This window comes from Rhizobium rhizogenes NBRC 13257 (genome assembly GCF_000696095.1).
GTDB lineage: Bacteria > Pseudomonadota > Alphaproteobacteria > Rhizobiales > Rhizobiaceae > Rhizobium > Rhizobium rhizogenes.
In genome coordinates this window covers 157,699-177,416 of the sequence record NZ_BAYX01000004.1, presented here as the reverse complement: position 1 = coordinate 177,416, position 19,718 = coordinate 157,699, and the positions used below count along the sequence as shown (strand labels likewise).

Annotated in this window: 19 protein-coding genes; 9 read left to right on the top strand and 10 right to left on the bottom strand. The window is 62.6% G+C overall.

Features of this window, described 5'->3' with window-relative positions; all coding sequences use genetic code 11:
- Positions 1–16: 16 nt before the first annotated feature.
- Positions 17–1,126, bottom strand: coding sequence for an RHE_PE00001 family protein (locus RRH01S_RS10300; RefSeq protein WP_042471485.1), 1,110 nt, complete (start codon positions 1,124–1,126; stop codon positions 17–19).
- Positions 1,127–1,299: 173 nt separating this feature from the next.
- Here RRH01S_RS10300 and RRH01S_RS10295 point away from each other — a divergent pair, with 173 nt between their 5' ends.
- The 3 genes from RRH01S_RS10295 to RRH01S_RS10285 all read left to right on the top strand — a co-directional run bounded on the left by RRH01S_RS10295 (position 1,300) and on the right by RRH01S_RS10285 (position 5,152).
- Positions 1,300–3,798, top strand: coding sequence for a heavy metal translocating P-type ATPase (locus RRH01S_RS10295; RefSeq protein WP_042471482.1), 2,499 nt, complete (start codon positions 1,300–1,302; stop codon positions 3,796–3,798).
- A gap of 11 nt (positions 3,799–3,809) precedes the next feature.
- The gene (gene cueR, locus RRH01S_RS10290) at positions 3,810–4,196 is read left to right on the top strand and encodes a Cu(I)-responsive transcriptional regulator (protein WP_012652795.1); all 387 of its coding nucleotides are present in this window, start codon (positions 3,810–3,812) and stop codon (positions 4,194–4,196) included.
- A 215-nt stretch (positions 4,197–4,411) separates the two neighbouring features.
- Positions 4,412–5,152, top strand: a complete 741-nt coding sequence (locus RRH01S_RS10285) for a glyoxalase superfamily protein (RefSeq protein ID WP_042471479.1) — start codon at positions 4,412–4,414, stop codon at positions 5,150–5,152.
- 67 nt (positions 5,153–5,219) lie between these two features.
- Here RRH01S_RS10285 and RRH01S_RS10280 read toward each other — a convergent pair whose 3' ends face one another.
- Complete coding sequence (locus tag RRH01S_RS10280; protein ID WP_042471474.1) at positions 5,220–6,410, bottom strand: acetyl-CoA C-acyltransferase; 1,191 nt, start codon at positions 6,408–6,410, stop codon at positions 5,220–5,222.
- A 183-nt stretch (positions 6,411–6,593) separates the two neighbouring features.
- Here RRH01S_RS10280 and RRH01S_RS10275 point away from each other — a divergent pair, with 183 nt between their 5' ends.
- Complete coding sequence (locus RRH01S_RS10275) at positions 6,594–6,821, top strand: type II toxin-antitoxin system VapB family antitoxin (protein ID WP_042471799.1); 228 nt, start codon at positions 6,594–6,596, stop codon at positions 6,819–6,821.
- Positions 6,821–7,216 carry a type II toxin-antitoxin system VapC family toxin gene (locus tag RRH01S_RS10270; protein ID WP_042471471.1) on the top strand — a complete coding sequence of 132 codons (396 nt, stop codon included), beginning with the start codon at positions 6,821–6,823 and terminating at the stop codon, positions 7,214–7,216. The genes RRH01S_RS10275 and RRH01S_RS10270 overlap by 1 nt, the downstream gene beginning before the upstream one ends.
- Positions 7,217–7,238: 22 nt before the next feature.
- Here RRH01S_RS10270 and RRH01S_RS10265 read toward each other — a convergent pair whose 3' ends face one another.
- From RRH01S_RS10265 to RRH01S_RS10255, 3 genes are all read right to left on the bottom strand, one after another.
- Positions 7,239–7,544, bottom strand: a complete 306-nt coding sequence (locus RRH01S_RS10265) for a hypothetical protein (RefSeq protein WP_007694182.1) — start codon at positions 7,542–7,544, stop codon at positions 7,239–7,241.
- Positions 7,545–7,647: 103 nt separating this feature from the next.
- Positions 7,648–9,087: an MFS transporter gene (locus RRH01S_RS10260; protein WP_042471466.1), complete on the bottom strand. Its 1,440-nt coding sequence runs from the start codon at positions 9,085–9,087 to the stop codon at positions 7,648–7,650.
- Between the two features lie 165 nt (positions 9,088–9,252).
- On the bottom strand, positions 9,253–9,915 hold the full coding sequence (locus RRH01S_RS10255) for a sulfite oxidase-like oxidoreductase (protein ID WP_042471463.1): 663 nt from the start codon (positions 9,913–9,915) through the stop codon (positions 9,253–9,255).
- Between the two features lie 128 nt (positions 9,916–10,043).
- Here RRH01S_RS10255 and RRH01S_RS10250 point away from each other — a divergent pair, with 128 nt between their 5' ends.
- Positions 10,044–10,604: a hypothetical protein gene (locus RRH01S_RS10250; RefSeq protein WP_034521884.1), complete on the top strand. Its 561-nt coding sequence runs from the start codon at positions 10,044–10,046 to the stop codon at positions 10,602–10,604.
- On the opposite strand, the gene RRH01S_RS10245 is transcribed toward RRH01S_RS10250, so the two are convergent.
- From RRH01S_RS10245 to hutI, 4 genes are read right to left on the bottom strand one after another with little or no spacing between them, the layout of a single operon-like run.
- Positions 10,601–11,176: a HutD/Ves family protein gene (locus tag RRH01S_RS10245; RefSeq protein WP_034521885.1), complete on the bottom strand. Its 576-nt coding sequence runs from the start codon at positions 11,174–11,176 to the stop codon at positions 10,601–10,603. The two genes, RRH01S_RS10250 and RRH01S_RS10245, sit on opposite strands and share 4 nt — an antisense overlap.
- 5 nt (positions 11,177–11,181) lie before the next feature.
- Positions 11,182–12,867, bottom strand: coding sequence for a urocanate hydratase (gene hutU, locus RRH01S_RS10240; RefSeq protein ID WP_037219079.1), 1,686 nt, complete (start codon positions 12,865–12,867; stop codon positions 11,182–11,184).
- Position 12,868: 1 nt separating this feature from the next.
- Positions 12,869–14,404 (bottom strand): histidine ammonia-lyase, encoded by a 1,536-nt coding sequence (gene hutH, locus RRH01S_RS10235; protein WP_007694193.1) that lies wholly within the window; start codon positions 14,402–14,404, stop codon positions 12,869–12,871.
- Positions 14,401–15,657 (bottom strand): imidazolonepropionase, encoded by a 1,257-nt coding sequence (gene hutI / locus RRH01S_RS10230; RefSeq protein WP_042471458.1) that lies wholly within the window; start codon positions 15,655–15,657, stop codon positions 14,401–14,403. The genes hutH and hutI overlap by 4 nt, the downstream gene beginning before the upstream one ends.
- Before the next feature lie 101 nt (positions 15,658–15,758).
- Between hutI and RRH01S_RS10225 the strand changes: the two genes are divergently transcribed.
- Positions 15,759–17,102: a formimidoylglutamate deiminase gene (locus RRH01S_RS10225; RefSeq protein ID WP_042471456.1), complete on the top strand. Its 1,344-nt coding sequence runs from the start codon at positions 15,759–15,761 to the stop codon at positions 17,100–17,102.
- 82 nt (positions 17,103–17,184) lie between these two features.
- Positions 17,185–17,904, top strand: coding sequence for a histidine utilization transcriptional repressor HutC (gene hutC / locus RRH01S_RS10220; protein WP_034522133.1), 720 nt, complete (start codon positions 17,185–17,187; stop codon positions 17,902–17,904).
- Here the strand turns inward: hutC and RRH01S_RS10215 are convergent.
- Positions 17,868–18,071, bottom strand: a complete 204-nt coding sequence (locus RRH01S_RS10215; protein WP_034521893.1) for a hypothetical protein — start codon at positions 18,069–18,071, stop codon at positions 17,868–17,870. The genes hutC and RRH01S_RS10215 overlap by 37 nt on opposite strands.
- A 154-nt stretch (positions 18,072–18,225) precedes the next feature.
- Between RRH01S_RS10215 and RRH01S_RS10210 the strand changes: the two genes are divergently transcribed.
- A complete protein-coding gene (locus RRH01S_RS10210; protein WP_042471453.1) occupies positions 18,226–19,716 on the top strand; it encodes an HAL/PAL/TAL family ammonia-lyase in 1,491 nt (496 codons plus the stop codon).
- The last annotated feature ends 2 nt before the right edge of the window (positions 19,717–19,718 follow it).

The window sequence follows — 19,718 nt, the reverse complement described above, 5'->3', positions numbered from 1 at the left end:
TCCGGTTCTTGCCGGCCTAAAGCACGCCCCAGCCGCGATAGCGCCCGCGCCCGGTCATTTCGCGCACGCCGAGCTCAGCCACGAGGTTAAGCGCGCCGCGAGAGGTGACGCCGGCATGGCGAGCGATCATCTTGGCGGAAACGATCGGCCGCGACAGAACGATCTCGATGACACCGGGCAGGCTGCTGTTCGACCTGCGATCCTTCAGCCGCCTTTCCATCTGCAGCTTGGCAAGCGACAGGCGATCGAGCTCCTTCAGCCCCGCATCGGCCGAGAGTGTCATGGCTTCGAGAAATGCCATCAGACGCGTGGTGCGATCGGGCGCGCGGCGGCGTTCGTGGCGAACGGATTTCAGACCGACATTCAGGCAGAGAAGATGCGAGGCGACCTTGCCGCGGCTGCGCAGATAGGCGCTGACGAGCAGGCTGCCCAGCCAATGCTGCCGCCGCAACGGCTCGATCCGCTCCCAGGCATCGAAGAGCACGGCGGCACCCAGGGCCGGCGGCAGAAGATCGGCCTGGCGGATGACGGCACGCCAGCTCTCCAGCCGCTCGCCTTCATCCCAGTCCTCGTCATGAACCAGCCCCAGCGGATCGTCCACGGTCTCGGGCCGCGCATCCGGAATTTCTCCGTTCAGCACCTGGTCGGAACGGGCAATCACCGCATCGATCTCAGCAAAGTCCACGCCGAAATCATCTTCGTCCTCGTCATTTTCTTCCAAGTCCGCTTCCATGCTTGGGACGGGCGCAGGACGCGGCGTAGCGGTTTCCTCGACCTCGCCGATATCGCCGCGCAGCGTCGCGAGACCGGCGGCCTCCAACCCCCAGGAAGGCTCGGCATTCCATAACCGTCGCCGAGTGCGCAGCACGGCATGGGCAATGGTCAGCTCATGCGTCGGCGTGCGGGCATCCATGCGAGCATCATGCAGCACCAAATCCTCGACATGCACCAGCTCGCCGCCAACCCAGAGCGCGCCGACCGCATCGAAAAAATGCCCGCGCTCCCGGAAACCGTCGGCGACCACATGCCGCAACACCCGCTCATCCAGCCGCGCCAGCATATCCTCCGCCCTGGTCATCGCGGGCAGCAACGTCGTCAACGGCAAGGCGGAAAGATCATATCGCATTGGAATCACATCATTGCTTCGATCTTGCGGAACTTATCACTGTGCGAGGCATCGGACCAGAAAACACCCTCTTTCAACTGTGGACAGGATTTCCTATTTTTCCACTTGACCTTCCAGTAACAGGAAGGTTCATAACCCTATCCGACGCTCACTTCCGGGCACTGGAGTTTTCCATGGCATTGCATGACGAACATGATCACAGCCATCACGACCACGATCACCATCACGGCGAACAGCAGGATACGGTGATCCGCGATCCTGTCTGCGGCATGACCGTCGATCCCAAGGCGGGCAAGCCGTCGCTCGAGTATAAAGGCCGTACGTTCCATTTCTGCTGCGACGGCTGCCGGAAGAAATTCGAGGCTGCGCCGGAAAACTATCTGACCGCCAAGGATCCAGTCTGCGGCATGGATGTGGACCGCGCCAGCGCGCGGCATTTCCTGAAACATGAGGGCGAGAAATTCTATTTCTGCTCCGCCGGCTGCAAGGCCAAGTTCGAGGCTGAACCCGCCGCCTATCTCGACGGTAACAGGCCAGCGCCGAAACCGGTGCCGAAGGGCACACTCTATACCTGCCCGATGCATCCCGAGGTCGTCAGCGATCATCCGGGCGATTGCCCGAAATGCGGCATGGCGCTGGAACCGATGGGCATCCCCGCCGCCGATGAAGGCCCGAACCCGGAGCTTGTCGATTTCACTCGCCGGCTCTGGGTCAGCGCCGCGCTGTCGCTGCCCCTTTTGATCCTCAGCATGGGTCCGATGCTCGGCCTGCCGCTGCGCGACTGGATCGGCGAGCCCACGGCCACATGGATCGAGCTTGCGCTGGCAACGCCGGTCGTGCTCTGGGCCGCTCTGCCCTTCTTCCGCCGCGCCTGGAATTCGCTGGTCAACCGCAGCCCCAACATGTGGACGCTGATCGGCCTCGGCGTCGGCACGGCCTATCTCTACAGTCTGGTCGCCACATTGGCACCCGGCCTGTTCCCGATGGGCTTTCACGGCCACGGCCAGGCCATACCCGTCTACTTCGAGGCCGCCTCGGTCATTGTCGCGCTGGTCTTCGTCGGCCAGGTGCTGGAGCTAAAGGCGCGCGAGCGCACCGGCTCGGCCATTCGCGCGCTGCTCGACCTCGCCCCAAAGACCGCGCGGCGTATCGGCTCCGACGGCAACGAGACCGATATGCCTGTCGATCAGATCCAGGCCGGCGACCGGCTGCGCGTGCGCCCCGGCGAGCGCGTGCCGGTGGACGGCTCCGTCGTCGACGGCCAATCGACCATCGACGAATCGATGATCACCGGCGAGCCGCTGCCGGTCGAAAAGACCAAGGGCGATGCACTGACCGGAGGGACGATCAACAGGAACGGTACGCTGATCATGCTGACCGAGAAGGTCGGCGCGGACACGACGCTGTCGCGCATCGTCGAACTCGTCGCCAAGGCACAACGCTCGCGCGCGCCGATCCAGACGATGGTCGACAGTGTCTCGGCCATCTTCGTGCCCGCCGTCGTCGCCTCCGCCATCGTTACCTTCATCCTGTGGGCTATGATCGGACCGGAGCCGCAGTTGGCGCATGCGCTGCTCGCCGCCGTCGCCGTGCTGATCATCGCCTGCCCCTGCGCGCTCGGGCTCGCAACCCCGATGTCGATCATGATCGCCACCGGACGTGGGGCGCAGGAGGGCGTGCTGGTGCGCGACGCCGTGGCGTTGGAGCGCTTCGCCAAGGTCGACACTCTGATCGTCGACAAGACCGGCACATTGACCGAGGGCAAGCCCAACCTCACCGACGTCATCACCACCCCCGGCACGGACGAAGCCCGGCTGCTGTTGCTCGCCGCCAGCCTGGAGCGCGGCTCCGAACATCCGCTGGCCGAGGCCATCGTCGCAGGCGCCGAGGAGCGTGGCACGACCTTTGTCGACATAACGGGCTTTGCCGCGAAAACCGGCAAGGGCGTTGAAGGCCGCGCCGGCGATACCGCGATCGCGCTCGGCAATGCCGCGATGATGGCCGATCTCGGCATTGCGACCGATATGCTACAGGCTGAAACGAAACGCCTACGCGGCGAAGGCAAGACGGTGATGTTCGTCGCCGTCGATGGCCATTTGGCCGGCCTCGTCGCCGTCGCCGACCGCATCAAGCCGACGACTGCGGCCGCCATCAAGGCGCTGCACGACAGCGGGTTGAAGATCATCATGGCGACCGGCGACAATGCCCAGACCGCCAAGGCCGTCGCCGCAAGTCTCAGCATCGACGATGTCCGGGCCGACCTGTTGCCGGAAGGCAAGAAGGCGCTGATCGACCAGCTGCGCACCAAGGGCCGCATCGTCGCCATGGCCGGCGACGGCATCAACGACGCGCCGGCGCTCGCCGCCGCCGATGTCGGCATCGCCATGGGCACCGGCGCCGATGTCGCCATGGAAAGCTCCGGGATCACGCTGGTGAAGGGCGATCTCAACGGCATCGTGCGGGCGCGGCATCTGTCCGAAGCGACGATCCGCAACATCAAACAGAACCTCGCCTTCGCCTTCGGCTATAATGCGCTTGGCGTGCCACTCGCTGCCGGCGTGCTCTACCCGGTCTTCGGCCTGCTGTTGTCGCCGATGATCGCAGCGGCAGCCATGAGCCTGTCCTCGGTCTCGGTCATCGCCAATGCGCTGCGGTTGAGACTGGCGAAATAAGGAGAGTTCAGATGAATATCGGCGAAGCATCCGGCCGCTCCGGCCTGCCGGCCAAGACCATCCGTTACTACGAGGATATCGGCCTCATCCGTCCCGACCGTGGCGGCAACGGCTACCGCGACTACGGCGCCGACGACGTGCACAAGCTGCGCTTCCTGCACCGCTCCCGCAGCCTCGGCTTCTCCGTCGACGAGTGCCGGCAATTGCTGGCCCTCTACGAAGACAAGAGCCGCGCCAGCGCCGACGTCAAGGACATCGCCTCGTCAAAGCTGACCGAAATCGACCGCAAGATCCGCGAGTTGACCGAACTGCGGCGTACATTGGAGCACTTGGTGCATGCCTGCCATGGCAATGCGCGGCCGGATTGCCCGATTTTGGAGGAGTTGTCGGAGGGGTGATGAGCCTTTTTCGACTTATTCCCGAACCAGAAATTTCTGCCGTTGTAGTTGACCCTCACGACCCCGGCGATATTCTGAGAATCAGGCCGTGCAGCCTGCCGCTCGCTCCTTTGGAATGGTGAATGCACATTTCCATCGTTTGACCTCGCCCGGCGAGCCATTCAGCAATGCGAGCACTGATACTCTTCTGAGAACCGCCGGCAGGAGGATCAAACATGCATAGCGTTCTCGATTCGAAAGCGATGGCCAAGGTTTTGCGTCAGTCTCTGGCGATGCGCGGCCTTAATCTTTCCCACAGCGAATGCCTGGAAATCGTGGCTCATCAGTTTGGCTTAGCCGACTGGAATACCCTTTCAGCCATCATCCTGGCGGCGACGCCGAAGGAGAAGAAATATGGGATGGCCGATAATTGGGTTACTGTCGGAAACTCCGAATATTACCGCATGGGCCTGGATGGGTCGTCGCCGGGCGTTGCTGTGATCGAATGCGTGATCGAGCGCAAAAGCGGCATCGACCTGAAACAAACTGGGTTCTTGACCATGATGCAGAGTGTCAGAGCCGATCATTACCGAGGCAGAAAAATACAGTTGCTGGCGCGCATTCGTGCCGAAGATGCCGATACTGGCACAGCATGGCTACGCATCGACAAAGCGCTGGGCTCACCCCTTCGCTTCGACAATATGATGCAACGAAAGAGTGACGGAGCCATCACGGGAACGACTGGCTGGGTCGAACGAAAAATCGTTCTCGATGTCCCCGAGGAAGCAGAAAGCATCCACTACGGCTTCTTTTTGAAGGGTTATGGAAAAGTCTGGGCTCGAGGATTCCGCCTGGACATCGTTCCGGAGGAGACGGCTTCGACCGACACTCCACATTCTCTCTCCAACTTGGATAAGAGGTATATCCTCAGCGAACCGAGAAACCTCGATTTTTCTGCGGAGATGCGCAGCACTTGATCCTATCGAAAGGGCGTTCGCTTTTCGGCGAACGCCCGAGCCAGCCATCAGACTGCATCCATGCCCCTCAGTTCACCCGCTCCACCGCAATCGCCGTCGCCTCGCCGCCGCCGATGCACAGCGCCGCCACGCCGCGTCTTGCGCCCTGCCGCTTCAGCGCGTGCAGCAGCGTCACGATCAGCCGTGCGCCGGTGGCGCCGATCGGGTGGCCGAGTGCGCAGGCGCCGCCGTTGATGTTGAGGCGGTCGCGGGCGATGCCGAGGTCCTTGGCGGCGGCCATGGCGACGACGGCGAAGGCCTCGTTGATCTCGAAAAGATCGACATCGCCGACCTTCCAACCGGTCTTTTCCAGCACCTTGCGGATCGCCGGGATCGGCGCGGTCGTGTACCAGGCAGGTTCCTGGGAATGGGTGGCATGCGCCTTGATCTCTGCGAGGATCGGCAGACCTTCGCGCTCGGCGATCGAACGCCGGGTCAGGATCAGGGCAGCGGCACCGTCGGCATTGGCCGAGGCGCTGGCGGCGGTGATCGTGCCATCCTTGCGGAAGGCCGGTTTGAGCGTCGGGATCTTTTCCGGCGAAACCTTCTGCGGATGCTCATCCTTGCCGATCGTCACCGGTCCGCCCTTGGCAGCGACCGAAATCGGGGTGATCTCGGCCTCGAAAGCGCCGCTCTCGATCGCCTTGCGGGCACGCGTCAGCGTCTCCACGGCATAGGCATCCTGATCGTCGCGGCTGAACTGATAGGCTTCGACCGCCAGTTCGCCGAAATCGCCCATCGAACGGCCCTTCTCATAGGCGTCTTCCAGCCCGTCGAGCATCATATGGTCGAAGATGCGGTCATGGCCCATGCGATAGCCGCCGCGCGCCTTGGCGAGCAGATAGGGAGCGTTCGACATCGATTCCATGCCGCCGGAGACCGCGATGGAAGCGGAACCGGCGAGAATCAGATCATGCGCCAGCATGGTCGCCTTCATGCCCGAGCCGCAGACCTTATTGACGGTCGTCGCACCCACCGCATCCGGCAATCCCGCGCCCCGCGCCGCCTGTCGCGCCGGCGCCTGCCCTTGCCCCGCCGGCAGCACGCAGCCGAACAGCACCTCGTCCACCTTGTCCGCCGATAATCCGGCGCGCTCCAGGGCAGCGCGGATGACATGGGCGCCAAGCTCCGGCGCCTGCAAGGATGATAGCTCCCCCTGGAAGCGGCCAAGCGGCGTGCGCGTGGCGGAAACGATGACGACGGGATCGATTGCGGACATGATGGCTCCTCCCAGCCTGCAATTTCAGAATCGACGCTATAGCTAACACGTTAGATGATGTTCGTCATATAAATATCTCGGAAACATCCTTTCGGAAAGACGGTTGCATCGCTACAGCAATGCCGATTGTCCTCTTCCTCGACATGCCCTATGGATATCCCATTCGCAAAAAATGGATATCTCATGCCCCTCTATATCAAGGACGATGCCATCGACCGGCTGGCGCGGCGCTATCAGGCGCTGACGAAAAGCTCGACCAAAACCGAGGCTGTGCGACTGGCATTGCAGAAGGCGCTGGATGAAGAACTGACCAAGCCGGCGCTGGCCGATATCGCCGTCGCCTTCTGCCGCAATCTCAAGCAGAAGGCTGACGCCAAAGCCGCCGATGGCAGCACGGCGGGAGAGGCCTGATGCTCATCGACACCTCGGTATTGACGGCAATGATGACAGATGAAGAGGAAGCGCGTTGCTTCGCCATCCGCATGCAGACCGCGACCGCGCGCATGACCACGCCTATGGCAGCGGCTCAGGCGGCGATCGATATCGCCGAGCGGCTCAGCTTGACGGCGGTCGAAGCCGGCGACGCCGTCCAGACTTTTCTACAGCTGATGAACATCCAGCTTCTAGCCATTCCGCCGCGCGCTGCCTTTCTGGCGGTCGAAGCACATGATCGCTTCGGTGAGGGCCGCCATTCGGCGGCGCTCAACCTTAACGATTGCATGACCTATGCCTGCGCGCGCTATTATCGCCAGCCATTATTGTCGAAAAGCGACCAATTCAGCCGGACCGATATCGAGGTGGCCTAGGCCACCCGATGCAATAGTGCCGTCAGGGGCAAAGCGAGGCCGATCCTGCGGTATACGAGTTCGAACGTGCACCCACGGAGTTGGGCGCCGCGGCGCATTGCAGCCGCGAGATCGAATCGCCGGCGCGGATCGGACCGGTCACCGATGGGTCGGTGTTGATCGTGCCGTCGGGCAGGATCGCATCCTTCGAGTGGTCGATATTGCCGACATCGGCCTGAGCCGCATCGACCTTGAGCCTCTTGGTGTGATGCTTGTGCGCCGGTTCCGCCCACGCGGTGCTGGACATGCCGATGACGAGAGCCGAAATAGCGAGAGTTTTGAGCAGCATGAGACTGCCTCCTATGGGAGTTGAAGCCCTATCTATATGGGGCCAGGCGCGCCGATTTACAGCGGTGGGCAGACCAAATATCGCAAGAGTTTGAGGGACCAGATCACGCCTTGATCTTGTGCCGCGATACCTCCGCGCCGGCATCGTGTCGCAGGCTGAGGAAGCGCAGCGACGAAACCGCGCCGATTACGGCGATCACCAGGAAAGCCCAGCGGAAATCGATGAGGGAGAGTGTCTCGCCACCGTGAATGGTGCGCGAGAGATTGAGCACGGCGGCGGCAACCGCAACGCCGAGCAGCAACGAGACCTGCTGCAGCATGCTCGACAGGGTCGAGGCGGAGCTGCGCTGCGATGCGTGGATATCGGCGAAGCCCAGCGTGTTCAGCGCGGTGAAATTCATCGAGCGCGACAGGCCGGCGGCAAGCAGCAGACAGTAGATCAACCAGTTTGAGGTCGACGGCGACAGTAGAGCGAAACAGCCGATACTGACCGACGAGATCAGGCCATTGATGACAAGCACGTTGCGGAAGCCGAACGTTTTCAGCATCTGCGTCGTGATCGCCTTCATGCCGAGATTGCCGGCGAAATAGAAGAGCAGATAGGTGCCGGCATCGATCGCCGTCAGGCCGAAGCCCACCTGGAAGAGCAGTGGCAACAGAAAGGGCGTGGCGTTGATCGCCAAACGGCTCGCCGTACCAGCCGAAAGCGTCGACATCGCGAAGGTCTGGACCTTGAAGGCGGAGAGATCGAGCAACGGCGCCTCAACCCGCATGAAATGCCGGGTGGCGACGATGGAAAACACCGCACCGGCAGCAATCAGCCCGACGCTGACCGCCAGGCCCGTCGTGCCCTGTACGACGAATTCGAGGCCGGCAAGCATGAAGGTCAGCCCCGCCGCCGACTGGAAGAAGCCGACGAGGTCGAGCCTTGCCACCTTCTCCTCGCGCTGATCCGGCACGAAGCGCAGGACAAGGACCAGCCCGATGATGCCGATCGGGATGTTGATCAGGAAGTTCCAGTGCCAGCTCAGATAGGTGGTGATGAAGCTGCCAAGGATAGGACCGATGACGGGCGCCGTCAGCGCCGGCCAGGTGATCATCGACATGGCATGCACGAGATCGGACTTGCGCGCGTTTTTCAGCACGATGATCCGGCCGACCGGCGTCATCAACGCGCTGCCGATGCCCTGCACGGCGCGGGCGATGACGAATTCCGTAAGATTGCCGGAGAGGCCGCAGAACAGCGACGCGACGGTGAAGAGGGTGATGGATGCCAGGAACACCCGCCGGGCGCCATAACGATCGCCCGCCCAGCCGGCCAGCGGCACGAAGGCCGCCATGGTGAGCAGATAGACCGTGATGCCGATGCTCATCGACACCGGCTCGATGCCGAATGTCCTGGCCATCTGCGGCAGCGACGTCGTGACGATCGTGCCGTCCAATATCTGCATGAAGAAGGCGACGGCGACGACGAAGGCGATGATGCGGGATTGCCGGCCGAAACTTTCCTCGGAAGGCTGCTCTGTGGTCTGAACGACGGTCATGGCATGGGATTTCGGGGATGGTGTTATGGATAGCCGGGCGTGCCCGACAGCAATCATATGATCAATGCATACGCCCATCGCCGCCGGTTGCAAAGTCGCAATCGAACCCCAGAGGTATTAAAAATATGCCCGGTCCCATAAGGAGCACGGCCGGGGACAACGACCTCAGTCGTCGGAATAACGCTGCTCGCGCCAAGGATCGCCGAACATGTGATAACCGTTTTCCTCCCAGAAACCGGCCTTGTCGGCGGCGATCAGCTCAATGCGGACCAGCCACTTGGCGCTCTTCCAGAAATAGAGATGCGGCACGACAAGCCGCATCGGCCCGCCATGCTCGCGCGTCAGCGGCTGATCCTCCCAGGCGGTGGCGAGGATCGCATCTTCAGCGGCAAAATCGGCAAGCGGCAGGTTGGTCGTATAGCCGTCATAGCTGGTCAGCATGACATAATGCGCCTCGGCCTTGGGCATGGCGAGGTCGAGCAGGTCGCGTGTTGAAACGCCCTCCCACCGATTGTCATAGCGCGACCATGTGGTAACGCAGTGGATATCGCTGACCTTGCTGCTCTGCTCGAGCGCCTGGAAGGCTGCCCAATCGAGGCTAAGCGGCGTTTCCACCAGCCCGCGCACATCGAGCCGCCAGCTCGACAGCGACACTTGCGGCTGCTCCCCGAGATCGAGCACCGGCCAGTTCTTGACCAGATGCTGCCCCGGCGGCAAACGCTCCGTTTCCGGCCGGCTGATCCGCCCGGTCAAAAACTTGCCCTCGGCCGCCCAGCGGCGCTTGGAGGTGGTGAGCTTGCTGTCGGTGGGCATCTGATCGTCGCTCATCGAGGCATCCCTTTTGCTGTGAGGCAATAGGATATCGGAGGCCGATGGGTGTCAAGACATGGAGCAGTGCCCGTAGCGTCATGGCGAACATAGTGCTATGGCCCGGAAAACACAGCGAGGGGCCTAGCTTGGACACCGATACGACATCCGTTCGCGACATTAGATATTCCAGATCCAGCTTCAGGATTGTGATCGCCATCTATTGTCTGCTGGCCGTCGGACTTGCGGCCATGCTGATAGGCGCTGGCGTCGGGCGCTTCTATACGATCATCGGCCTGTTGCCGCTGGCTCTATTCATCGCCTTCATCCTATACGAATATTTTCGCCGCGACTTCTTAACGCCGGTGATAACGATTGGCCCTCAAGGCATTCAGGATATCCGGATTGCCGCCGGTTTTATCCCATGGGAGTGCATGGATGGCGTGATTTTCGCCGGCTTGGATCCAAGAATGGCGAAGACCGCGACCATATTTCTCAACCCGGAGAGCAAGACTGTCCTGAGCGCCGATCTCGTCGCCAAATTCTGGAAAGGCTCGAAACGTTCACGCCCTCGCCCGGTTTTGATAAACCGTGGCCAATTCGATACGCGGTTCAAAGAAATCACCGCTGCGATCGATCTCTATTACCGTGTCTACAAAGCGAGAGCACGGAACGCCGAAATCGCTCGACAGCAGCATACGCCGGCTTAGATCGCCTTGATCTCAATCAGGAAAATGCCGGCCGTGCCTGAAAGCGCGATGCGCCTTCCGCTTGTCTCGTTTATGACCGCGCAATCGCGGGCGAATAGCGAAAAACTCTCATCAGCATCGTCGACCCGGAGATTGCCGTGATCACAGAGAAGGAGCGCGATGCCGGTATGCAATTGCAGCTCCGTGTGCCCATCGACAGCACTTCGCTTGACCGAATGCGACAATCGCCCCCGCCGCGTCATCACATTCAGGTCCATGATGGTGCCATCCACGAGCGTCGCCGATGTCGGCGCGTCCGCGGCAAAGGGCAGCGGATCACTGCCCTCCGTCAGAAGCACAGGCTCACGCCCCTCGATAAAAAGCGTCATGCCCGCGCCTTCGAGGATCGATAGCGTGCGATCGATGCCGGAGAAGACCGAAAACGGCCCATCCGTGGCGACCGTCGCCATGCTGACGCGCCAGTCGAAATCGGCAAGCCCCGCGCCGCCGGGCGAGACGGCGATCTCCACCGTCTCCCCGCCACCGTTTTTCCAGGGCATGCGTTTGTAGTCGCTGGCGCGCAGTATCCGCATGGAGATCAGTTCCCCAGGATGCCCGGCAACCGCAGGCCCTTGTCCTTGGCGCAATCAAGCGCGATGTCGTAGCCCGCATCGGCGTGGCGCATGACGCCTGTCGCCGGGTCGTTCCACAGCACGCGTTCGATGCGGCGGGCTGCATCGTCGGTGCCATCGGCACAAATGACCATGCCGGAATGCTGGGAAAAGCCCATGCCGACGCCGCCGCCGTGATGCAGCGACACCCAGGTGGCGCCGGACGCGGTGTTGAGGAGGGCGTTCAGCAGCGGCCAATCGGAAACGGCGTCCGAGCCGTCCTTCATCGCTTCCGTCTCGCGGTTCGGCGAGGCGACGGAGCCGGAATCGAGATGGTCGCGGCCGATGACGACAGGAGCCTTCAGCTCGCCGTTCCTGACCATTTCGTTGAAGGCAAGACCGAGGCGTTCACGATCACCGAGGCCGACCCAGCAAATGCGCGCCGGCAGGCCCTGGAAGGCGATGCGCTCGCGCGCCATGTCCAGCCAGTTGTGCAGATGGGTGTTGCCGGGGGTAAGTTCCTTCACCTTGGCGTCGGTCTTGTAGATATCTTCCGGATCTCCGGAGAGTGCCGCCCAGCGGAAGGGGCCGATACCGCGGCAGAACAGCGGGCGGATATAGGCCGGCACGAAGCCGGGGAAGGCGAAGGCGTTTTCAAAGCCTTCGTCCTTGGCGACCTGGCGGATATTGTTGCCATAGTCGAGCGTCGGAACGCCGGCGTTCCAGAAATCGACCATGGCTTCGACATGAACCCTCATCGAAGCGCGGGCGGCAGCTTCGACGGCTTTCGGATCGCTCTCGCGCTTTGCCCTGTGTTCGCCCACCGTCCAGCCGGCCGGCAAATAACCGTTCAGCGGATCATGCGCCGAGGTCTGGTCGGTGACGATATCGGGGCGCGGGCCGCCAGCCTTCATGCGCTTCACCAGCTCCGGGAAGATTTCGGCGGCGTTGCCGAGCAGGCCGACCGATTTGGCTTCGCCGGCCTTGGTCCATTTGTCGATCATCGCAAGCGCTTCATCGAGGCTCGTTGCCTTCTCGTCGACATAGCGGGTGCGCAGGCGGAAATCGATGCGGGTCTCATCACTTTCGACCGCAAGGCAGCAGGCGCCGGCCATGACGGCTGCCAGCGGCTGCGCGCCACCCATGCCGCCGAGGCCGCCGGTCAGGATCCACTTGCCCTTGAGACTGCCGTTATAGTGCTGACGACCAGCCTCGACGAAGGTCTCGTAGGTGCCCTGAACGATGCCCTGCGTGCCGATATAGATCCACGAGCCGGCGGTCATTTGGCCGTACATGGCGAGACCCTTCTTATCCAGCTCGTTGAAGTGATCCCAGGTCGCCCAATGCGGCACGAGGTTGGAATTGGCGATCAGCACGCGCGGCGCATCCTTGTGGGTGCGGAACACGCCGACAGGCTTGCCGGATTGCACTAGCAGCGTTTCTTCCTCGGTCAAGGTCTTCAGCGTCGCGGCGATGCGGTCGAAATCCTCCCAGGTGCGAGCGGCGCGGCCGATGCCGCCATAGACGACCAGCTCGTTCGGATTTTCCGCAACGTCGGGGTCGAGATTGTTCATCAGCATTCGCAGCGGCGCTTCGGTCATCCAGCTCTTGGCGTTGAGCTCCGGACCGCGAGGGGAGCGGATTTCGCGGATGTTATGGCGTGGGTTGGTCATGTCATATCTCCAGGGAAGGCAGAATATCGGCGGATACGGATGCGTTGAGCGCGCCGGAGGCGACGAGGTCGCTGGCGGCCTTGAGGTCGTTTGCCATGTAGCGGTCTACATCGAGCGTCGGCACGACGCTGCGGATGGTGGCAATGGCAAGGGTCAGTTCGGGGCTGGTGGCCAGTGGCGCGCGAAACTCGACGCCTTGTGCCGCCGTCAGCGCCTCGATGCCGACGATGCCGAAAAGATTGTCGGTCATCTGCAGGAGGCGGCGTGCGCCATGGCAAGCCATGGACACATGGTCTTCCTGATTGGCGGAGGTCGGCGTCGAATCGACGGAGGCCGGATGCGACATCTGCTTGTTTTCTGACATCAACGCCGCCGAGGTAACCTCGGCGATCATCAGCCCGGAATTCAGGCCAGGCTTCTTGGCAAGGAAGGCCGGCAGGCCGTAGCTCAGCGCCGGATCGACCAGAAGCGCGATGCGGCGCTGAGAGATCGCGCCGATCTCACAGACAGCAATGGCGATCTGATCGGCCGCAAAAGCGACCGGCTCGGCGTGGAAATTGCCGCCGGAGACAACAGAATTGTCGGAAAGGACGAGCGGATTGTCGGTGACCGCATTGGCCTCGATTTCAAGCGTACGGCCGACCGAACGCAGGAGGTCGAGGCAGGCGCCGTCAACCTGCGGCTGGCAGCGAATGCAATAGGGATCCTGCACCCGTTCGTCGCCCTCGATATGGCTCTCGCGAATGACCGAGCCGGCCAGCAAGCCACGAAGCGCAGCGGCAGTGTCAATCTGGCCCTGATGGCCTCGCAGCGTATGAATGTCGGGATGGAACGGCGCGGACGAACCCATGGCGGCATCAGTCGACATGGCGCCGGTAATCAGGGCTGCCTGCGCGGCGCGATGGGCGCGGAACAGACCGGCAAGCGCAAGCGCGGTCGACACCTGCGTGCCGTTGATCAGCGCTAGGCCTTCCTTGGCGGCAAGCACGACCGGCGTCAGCCCGGCCTTTTCGAGCGCCGCGGCACCATCAAGCCGTTCGCCGGCATAAAAGGCTTCGCCATGGCCCATCATCACGGCCGTCATATGGGCAAGCGGCGCAAGGTCGCCGGAAGCACCGACGGAACCCTTCTCGGGGATAACCGGCACGACGCCCTTGGCGAGCATGCCTTCGATCAGCCGCACCAGCTCCAGGCGCACGCCGGAAGCACCACGGCCGAGCGAGACCAGCTTCAGCGACATGATCAGGCGGACGACATTCTCCGGCAGTGGCTGGCCGACGCCGCAGCAATGCGAGAGGATGAGATTGCGCTGAAGCGTGGCGACATCGGCGCTGTCGATCTTGATCGAGGCCAGTTTGCCGAAGCCGGTGTTGATGCCATAGACCGGCGCATTGCCGGCGGCGATTTCGGCGATACGGGCGGCGGCCTTGAGGATACCCGCATCGAAAGAGGCATCGAGCTTGGCCGGCTCGCCGCTCCAGTAGATTGCGGCCAGCTGCTTCAGCGAAACAGAGCCGGGATGAAGAGTGATGGTCATCGGTCGAACCTTTCGCCCCTGAACACATGCGCATGCAATGGATTGAAGCCGATGCGGTAGACAAGCTCGGCGGGGCTTTCGATATCCCAGATGGCGAAATCGGCCGACTTGCCGGCTTCCAACGTGCCGGTTTCGGACAGCAGGCCAAGCGCACGGGCACCTTCGCGGGTGGCACCAGCGATACATTCCTCGACCGTCAGGCTGAAAAGGGTCGCCCCCATGTTCATCGTCAACAACATCGAGGTCAGCGGCGAGGTGCCCGGATTGCAGTCGGTGGCGATGGCGATGGCAACGCCGGCCTCGCGCAGCGCCTTGACCGGCGGTTTCTGCTTTTCATGAATGGCGTAGAAGGCGCCGGGCAGAAGGACAGCCACTGTGCCGGCCGCAGCCATCGCCTTCACGCCGTCCTCATCAAGATATTCGATATGGTCGGCGGAGAGAGCGCCGTAGGAGGCGGCAAGCTTGGCACCACCGAGATTGGAAAGCTGTTCGGCATGTAGCTTCACCGGGATACCAAGCGACTTCGCCAGATCGAAGACGTGGGCAATCTCGGCGGGCGAGAAGGCAATGCCCTCGCAGAAGCCGTCGACGGCGTCGGCCAGACCCTCAGCATGCGCCTGTTCCAGACCCGGCAGCACGACATCGGTAATATAGTCGCCGTTGCGGCCCTTATAGTCGGCGGGCGTCGCATGTGCGGCAAGATAGGAGGTGACGACACGCACCGGGCGGACTTTTTCCAGCCCGCGAGCAGCCTGCAACATCTTTAATTCGGATTCGATGCTGAGGCCATAGCCGGACTTCACCTCGATGGTGGTGACGCCCTCGGCCAGCAGCGTGTCGAGACGCGGCAGGGCGGTTTCAATGAGACCGTCGACGGAAAGAGCCCGGGTCGCATTGACGGAGGAGACGATGCCGCCACCGGCCCGCGCGATTTCCTCGTAGCTCGCGCCTTGCAGCCGCATTTCGAACTCACGGGCGCGGTTGCCGCCGTGGATAATATGCGTGTGGCAATCCACGAGACCGGGCGTGACCCAGCGTCCCTCGAGATCGATGCTCTCGACATTGCCAACGTCAGACAGATCGCTTTCGTTTCCCACGAAAACGATGCGGCCGTCCCTGGTCAGGATCGCACCCTTCTCGACAATGCCGAGCCCAGGCTCACCCTCTTTCAATGTCGCCAGACGGGCATTGCGCCAAAGGCGGCTCTTACCGTCGGACTTCACGCTATCTTCGGAAAAATTGTTCCCACGCATCAGCTTTACGCCTTTCCTCATGGGTTCATAATGTATATACATAATAAAAAGCCTGACAAGAGGGATTTTGGACTCGGCATCCAAAAGGAAAGGGTTGGACCATGACGAAACTCCATGCACGCTCGGCACTGCTTCGCGATGGCTGGCAAGAAAATGTCCGGATAATCCTGGACACCGGCCGCGTTACCGGCATCGAAGTGGGCGTTGTGGCCGAGGCCGGCGACGAGCGGCACGAGGTTCTCGTGCCTGCCATGCCGAACCTGCACAGCCACGCCTTCCAGCGCGCCATGGCCGGCCTTGCCGAGGTCCGCGGCCCTGCGAATGACAGCTTCTGGAGCTGGCGCACCGTCATGTACAAATTCGCGCTGTCGATGACCCCCGATCATGTCGAGGCGGTGGCAGCCCAGCTTTATATGGAAATGCTGGAAGCCGGCTTTTCCCGCGTCGGCGAATTCCACTATCTGCACCATGACAAGGACGGCAGCCCCTATGCCAATATCGCCGAGATGGCGGAGCGCATCGGTGCCGCCAGTGCCGAAACCGGCATCGGACTGACGCTGCTCCCCGTCTTCTATGCTCATTCCGGTTTCGGCGGTGCTGCCCCCATCGACGGCCAGCGCCGCTTCATCAATTCGCTCGACCAATTCGAAGCGCTGATGGCCGGTTGCCGGACGATCGTCGGCCAATTGTCCGGCGCTGAGCTCGGCCTTGCGCCGCATAGCCTGCGGGCCGCCACGCCGGAGGAGCTGGAAAAACTCGTGCCGCTGGCAGGCGACGGGCCGATCCATATCCATGTCGCCGAGCAGGTGAAGGAAGTCGAGGACTGCCTCGCCTGGTCCGGCGCGCGGCCAGTGCAATGGCTGCTCGATCACGCCCCGGTCGACGCACGCTGGTGCCTGATCCATGCGACCCACATGACCGACGACGAAACCCGGCGAATGGCAAAAAGCGGCGCGATCGCCGGCCTCTGCCCGATCACGGAAGCCAATCTCGGCGACGGCGCCTTTTCTGCGCCGCTGTTCCTGGAGGAAGGCGGCCGCTATGGCATCGGCTCGGATTCCAATATCCTGATCTCCGTTCCGGAGGAGTTGCGCCAGCTTGAATATTCGCAGCGCCTGGCACTCCGCGCCCGCAATGTCGTCGCCACATCGGGCGGCTCGACGGCGCGCACGCTGTTCGATCACGCCCTTGTCGGCGGTGGCGTAGCATTGAAGACGCCGGCCGGGCTCGCCGTGGGTCACTATGCCGATCTGGTTTCGCTCGACGTCAGCGCGGTGCCCTATCTCTCCGGCGATCAGATCCTAGACCAATGGATGTTTGCCGGCGGCGTCACCGTCGATTGCGTCTGGACGCAGGGCCGCAAGCAGGTCGAAGGCGGCCGTCATAGCAAGCGGAAGGCAATCTCGGCACGGTTCCGCACGGCCATGTCCGAACTAATCGGTTGAAAAGAACTTTTCCTGACGGCGATTGACGCCTAGATTGATCAGGCGGCGAATACCCAGGTCTTACGAGGGAATGATCGGCGGCATGACCACAGGCAAAGAGGCGACCCTGCATCAGCGTATCCTCAGCGATATCGAAGGCCGGATCGTCTCCGGCGACTGGCCGCCCGGCTATCGCATTCCCTTCGAGCTAGCGCTGGCGGAACAGTATGACTGCTCGCGGATGACGGTGAACAAGGCTCTGACGCAGCTTGCCCGGGCCGGGCTGATCGAGCGGCGCAAGCGCTCTGGAAGTTTCGTCACCCAACCGCAGGCACAATCGGCGGTGCTGGAAATCCACGACATCAAGTCGGAAGTCCTGTCGCTGAACCTGCCCTACTCCCATAAGATCGTCAGGCACGCCAAGCGCAAGGGTCGCATCGAGGATGCGCGGCGGCTGGAGTTTGCCGGCTCAGTATCAGCGCTCGAGGTCATCTGCATTCACTATGCCGGCCGCCGGCCCTTCTGTCTGGAGGATCGCGTCATCAACCTCGATGCGGTTCCCGAGGCCGGACAGGTCGAGTTCGATACGTTGCCGCCGGGGCCATGGCTGCTCAACCAGGTGCCGTGGAGCACGGCCGAGCATCAGATCCGCGCCATTGCGGCGGACAGCGACGCGGCCACAAGCCTCGATATCGCCAGGGGCTCCGCCTGTCTCGTCGTCGAACGGCGCACCTGGAGCGGTCTCGGCCCGATCACCCACGTTCGCCTCACCTATCCCGGCGACCGTCACTCGCTGGTAGCGCGCTTTGCGCCTTCAAGCTGAACGCTGCCGCCGTTGCCATTGGCGCCGCCGGGCTCGGTCTGCATCGGAATAAGGCTTCCAGATTGACGGGGTGGTTGCGCAGGATTGACCAGCAGGATGCTGAGCGCGATCAGCACCAGCACCAGAATGAGGGTAAGGCCGATCAAAAATGGGCGAATCGCTGTCATTTTGGTCCTCCAATTTCCCACGCCCGAAATAGTACCACGGCAGGAAGGGCATTTTGAGGCAATTGGCCTGTTTTTGCGACCTAAACTCTCTACAAAACCTTAAAGTTCAAACCATAACCCCGGATTTCCGGGATTTCTCAAGGGCAATGCGGCAATGACCGTGACAATCAAAACCACCCTCACCTGGCTAGATATCGCCGATGTCGCAGCCGGCGAAACGCTGATTTTGGACGATACCGCCTGGGCTCGCATCGAGCATGCCAGCCGGATCGTCGAAGCCATCGTCGAACGCGGCGTACGCGCCTATGGCATCAATACCGGTGTCGGCGCCCTCTCGGACACGGTGGTCGATCGTCCGTCCCAAAGCCGGCTGTCGCGCAACATCATCCTCAGCCATGCCTGCGGCGTCGGCAGTCTGCTGGAGCCGCGCGAGGTGCGCGCCATCATCGCCGCCCAGATCGCCAATTTCGCCCATGGCCATTCCGGCGTAAGGCGGGAGATCGTCGCGCATCTGCTCGCCTTTCTGGAACGGGATTGCGTGCCGGATGTTCCATCGAAAGGCTCGGCTGGCTATCTGACGCACAATGCCCATACGGCGCTGGTGCTGATCGGCGAGGGATCGGCCCGGGTCGGCGGCAAGTCTATGTCCGGTCGCGAGGCGTTGGCGGCAATCGGCCTAGAGCCGCTGGTGCTCGGCGCCAAGGAGGGCCTGAGCCTCGTCAACGGCACGGCGTGCGCCACCGGTCTTTTCAGCGTGGCGCTCGCCCGCACGAAGCGCCTGCTCGCCTGGGCCGACGCCATCGCAGCACTGACACTGGAGGCAGCCGGCGGACAGATGGCCGCTTTTGACGAGACCGTGCTGGATCTGCGCCAGTCGCCCGGTATCGCGACCGTCGGCGCATCCCTGCGGGCGCGGCTTCAGGGCAGCGGGCTGATTACCGCCGCCATCGGCCGGCGCACGCAGGACGCCCTCAGCCTGCGCGCCGTCCCGCATGCCCATGGCGCGGCGCGCGACGTCTTCGATTTCGTGGCCGGCGTCGCCGACCGCGAGCTTGCCTCCGTCACCGACAATCCCGCCATCTCTGGCACGCCAGAAGAGCCGGTCGTTTCCTCCGAAGCGCACGCTGTTGCGCCGGCGCTCGGTCAGGCCGCCGATAGCCTCGCAATCGCCCTGGCGCAGATTGCCACCATCAGCGAGCGCCGCATGGACCGGCTGGTCAATCCGCTGGTGAGCGGCCTGCCGCCATTTCTCGCAAGCGACGCCGGCAGCCATTCCGGCTTCATGATCGCGCAATATACCGCAGCGGCACTCGCCAACGACAACCGCCGGCTCGCTGCCCCCGCCAGCCTCGACGGCGGCTTGACCTCGGGCCTCCAAGAGGATTTCCTCGCGCATCCGACGGCAGCCGCCAACAAGCTGCTGGCCATTCTCGACAATGCCGATCATGGCCTCGCCATCGAACTGATGGCGGCAGTACAGGCGCATGACTTCCTTGAAGCGACCGCCAGCCGCGGCCCCGGCACCGAGGCGATCCACAGGCTGGTGCGCTCGCATGTCGCCCACTATCATGACGACCGACCGCTGAACCGCGATATCGAGGTGATACGGAAGCTTATCAGCAAGCGCGATCCGCCAGCCGCATAAGG

Excerpts from the sequence above, each read along its gene's own strand:
- RRH01S_RS10300 (WP_042471485.1), bottom strand. The coding sequence starts at position 1,126 with ATGCGATATGATCTTTCCGCCTTGCCGTTGACGACGTTGCTGCCCGCG.
- RRH01S_RS10295 (WP_042471482.1), top strand. The coding sequence starts at position 1,300 with ATGGCATTGCATGACGAACATGATCACAGCCATCACGACCACGATCAC.
- cueR (WP_012652795.1), top strand. The coding sequence starts at position 3,810 with ATGAATATCGGCGAAGCATCCGGCCGCTCCGGCCTGCCGGCCAAGACC.
- RRH01S_RS10285 (WP_042471479.1), top strand. The coding sequence starts at position 4,412 with ATGCATAGCGTTCTCGATTCGAAAGCGATGGCCAAGGTTTTGCGTCAG.
- RRH01S_RS10280 (WP_042471474.1), bottom strand. The coding sequence starts at position 6,410 with ATGTCCGCAATCGATCCCGTCGTCATCGTTTCCGCCACGCGCACGCCG.
- RRH01S_RS10275 (WP_042471799.1), top strand. The coding sequence starts at position 6,594 with ATGCCCCTCTATATCAAGGACGATGCCATCGACCGGCTGGCGCGGCGC.
- RRH01S_RS10270 (WP_042471471.1), top strand. The coding sequence starts at position 6,821 with ATGCTCATCGACACCTCGGTATTGACGGCAATGATGACAGATGAAGAG.
- RRH01S_RS10265 (WP_007694182.1), bottom strand. The coding sequence starts at position 7,544 with ATGCTGCTCAAAACTCTCGCTATTTCGGCTCTCGTCATCGGCATGTCC.
- RRH01S_RS10260 (WP_042471466.1), bottom strand. The coding sequence starts at position 9,087 with ATGACCGTCGTTCAGACCACAGAGCAGCCTTCCGAGGAAAGTTTCGGC.
- RRH01S_RS10255 (WP_042471463.1), bottom strand. The coding sequence starts at position 9,915 with ATGAGCGACGATCAGATGCCCACCGACAGCAAGCTCACCACCTCCAAG.
- RRH01S_RS10245 (WP_034521885.1), bottom strand. The coding sequence starts at position 11,176 with ATGCGGATACTGCGCGCCAGCGACTACAAACGCATGCCCTGGAAAAAC.
- hutU (WP_037219079.1), bottom strand. The coding sequence starts at position 12,867 with ATGACCAACCCACGCCATAACATCCGCGAAATCCGCTCCCCTCGCGGT.
- hutH (WP_007694193.1), bottom strand. The coding sequence starts at position 14,404 with ATGACCATCACTCTTCATCCCGGCTCTGTTTCGCTGAAGCAGCTGGCC.
- hutI (WP_042471458.1), bottom strand. The coding sequence starts at position 15,657 with ATGCGTGGGAACAATTTTTCCGAAGATAGCGTGAAGTCCGACGGTAAG.
- RRH01S_RS10225 (WP_042471456.1), top strand. The coding sequence starts at position 15,759 with ATGACGAAACTCCATGCACGCTCGGCACTGCTTCGCGATGGCTGGCAA.
- hutC (WP_034522133.1), top strand. The coding sequence starts at position 17,185 with ATGACCACAGGCAAAGAGGCGACCCTGCATCAGCGTATCCTCAGCGAT.
- RRH01S_RS10215 (WP_034521893.1), bottom strand. The coding sequence starts at position 18,071 with ATGACAGCGATTCGCCCATTTTTGATCGGCCTTACCCTCATTCTGGTG.
- RRH01S_RS10210 (WP_042471453.1), top strand. The coding sequence starts at position 18,226 with ATGACCGTGACAATCAAAACCACCCTCACCTGGCTAGATATCGCCGAT.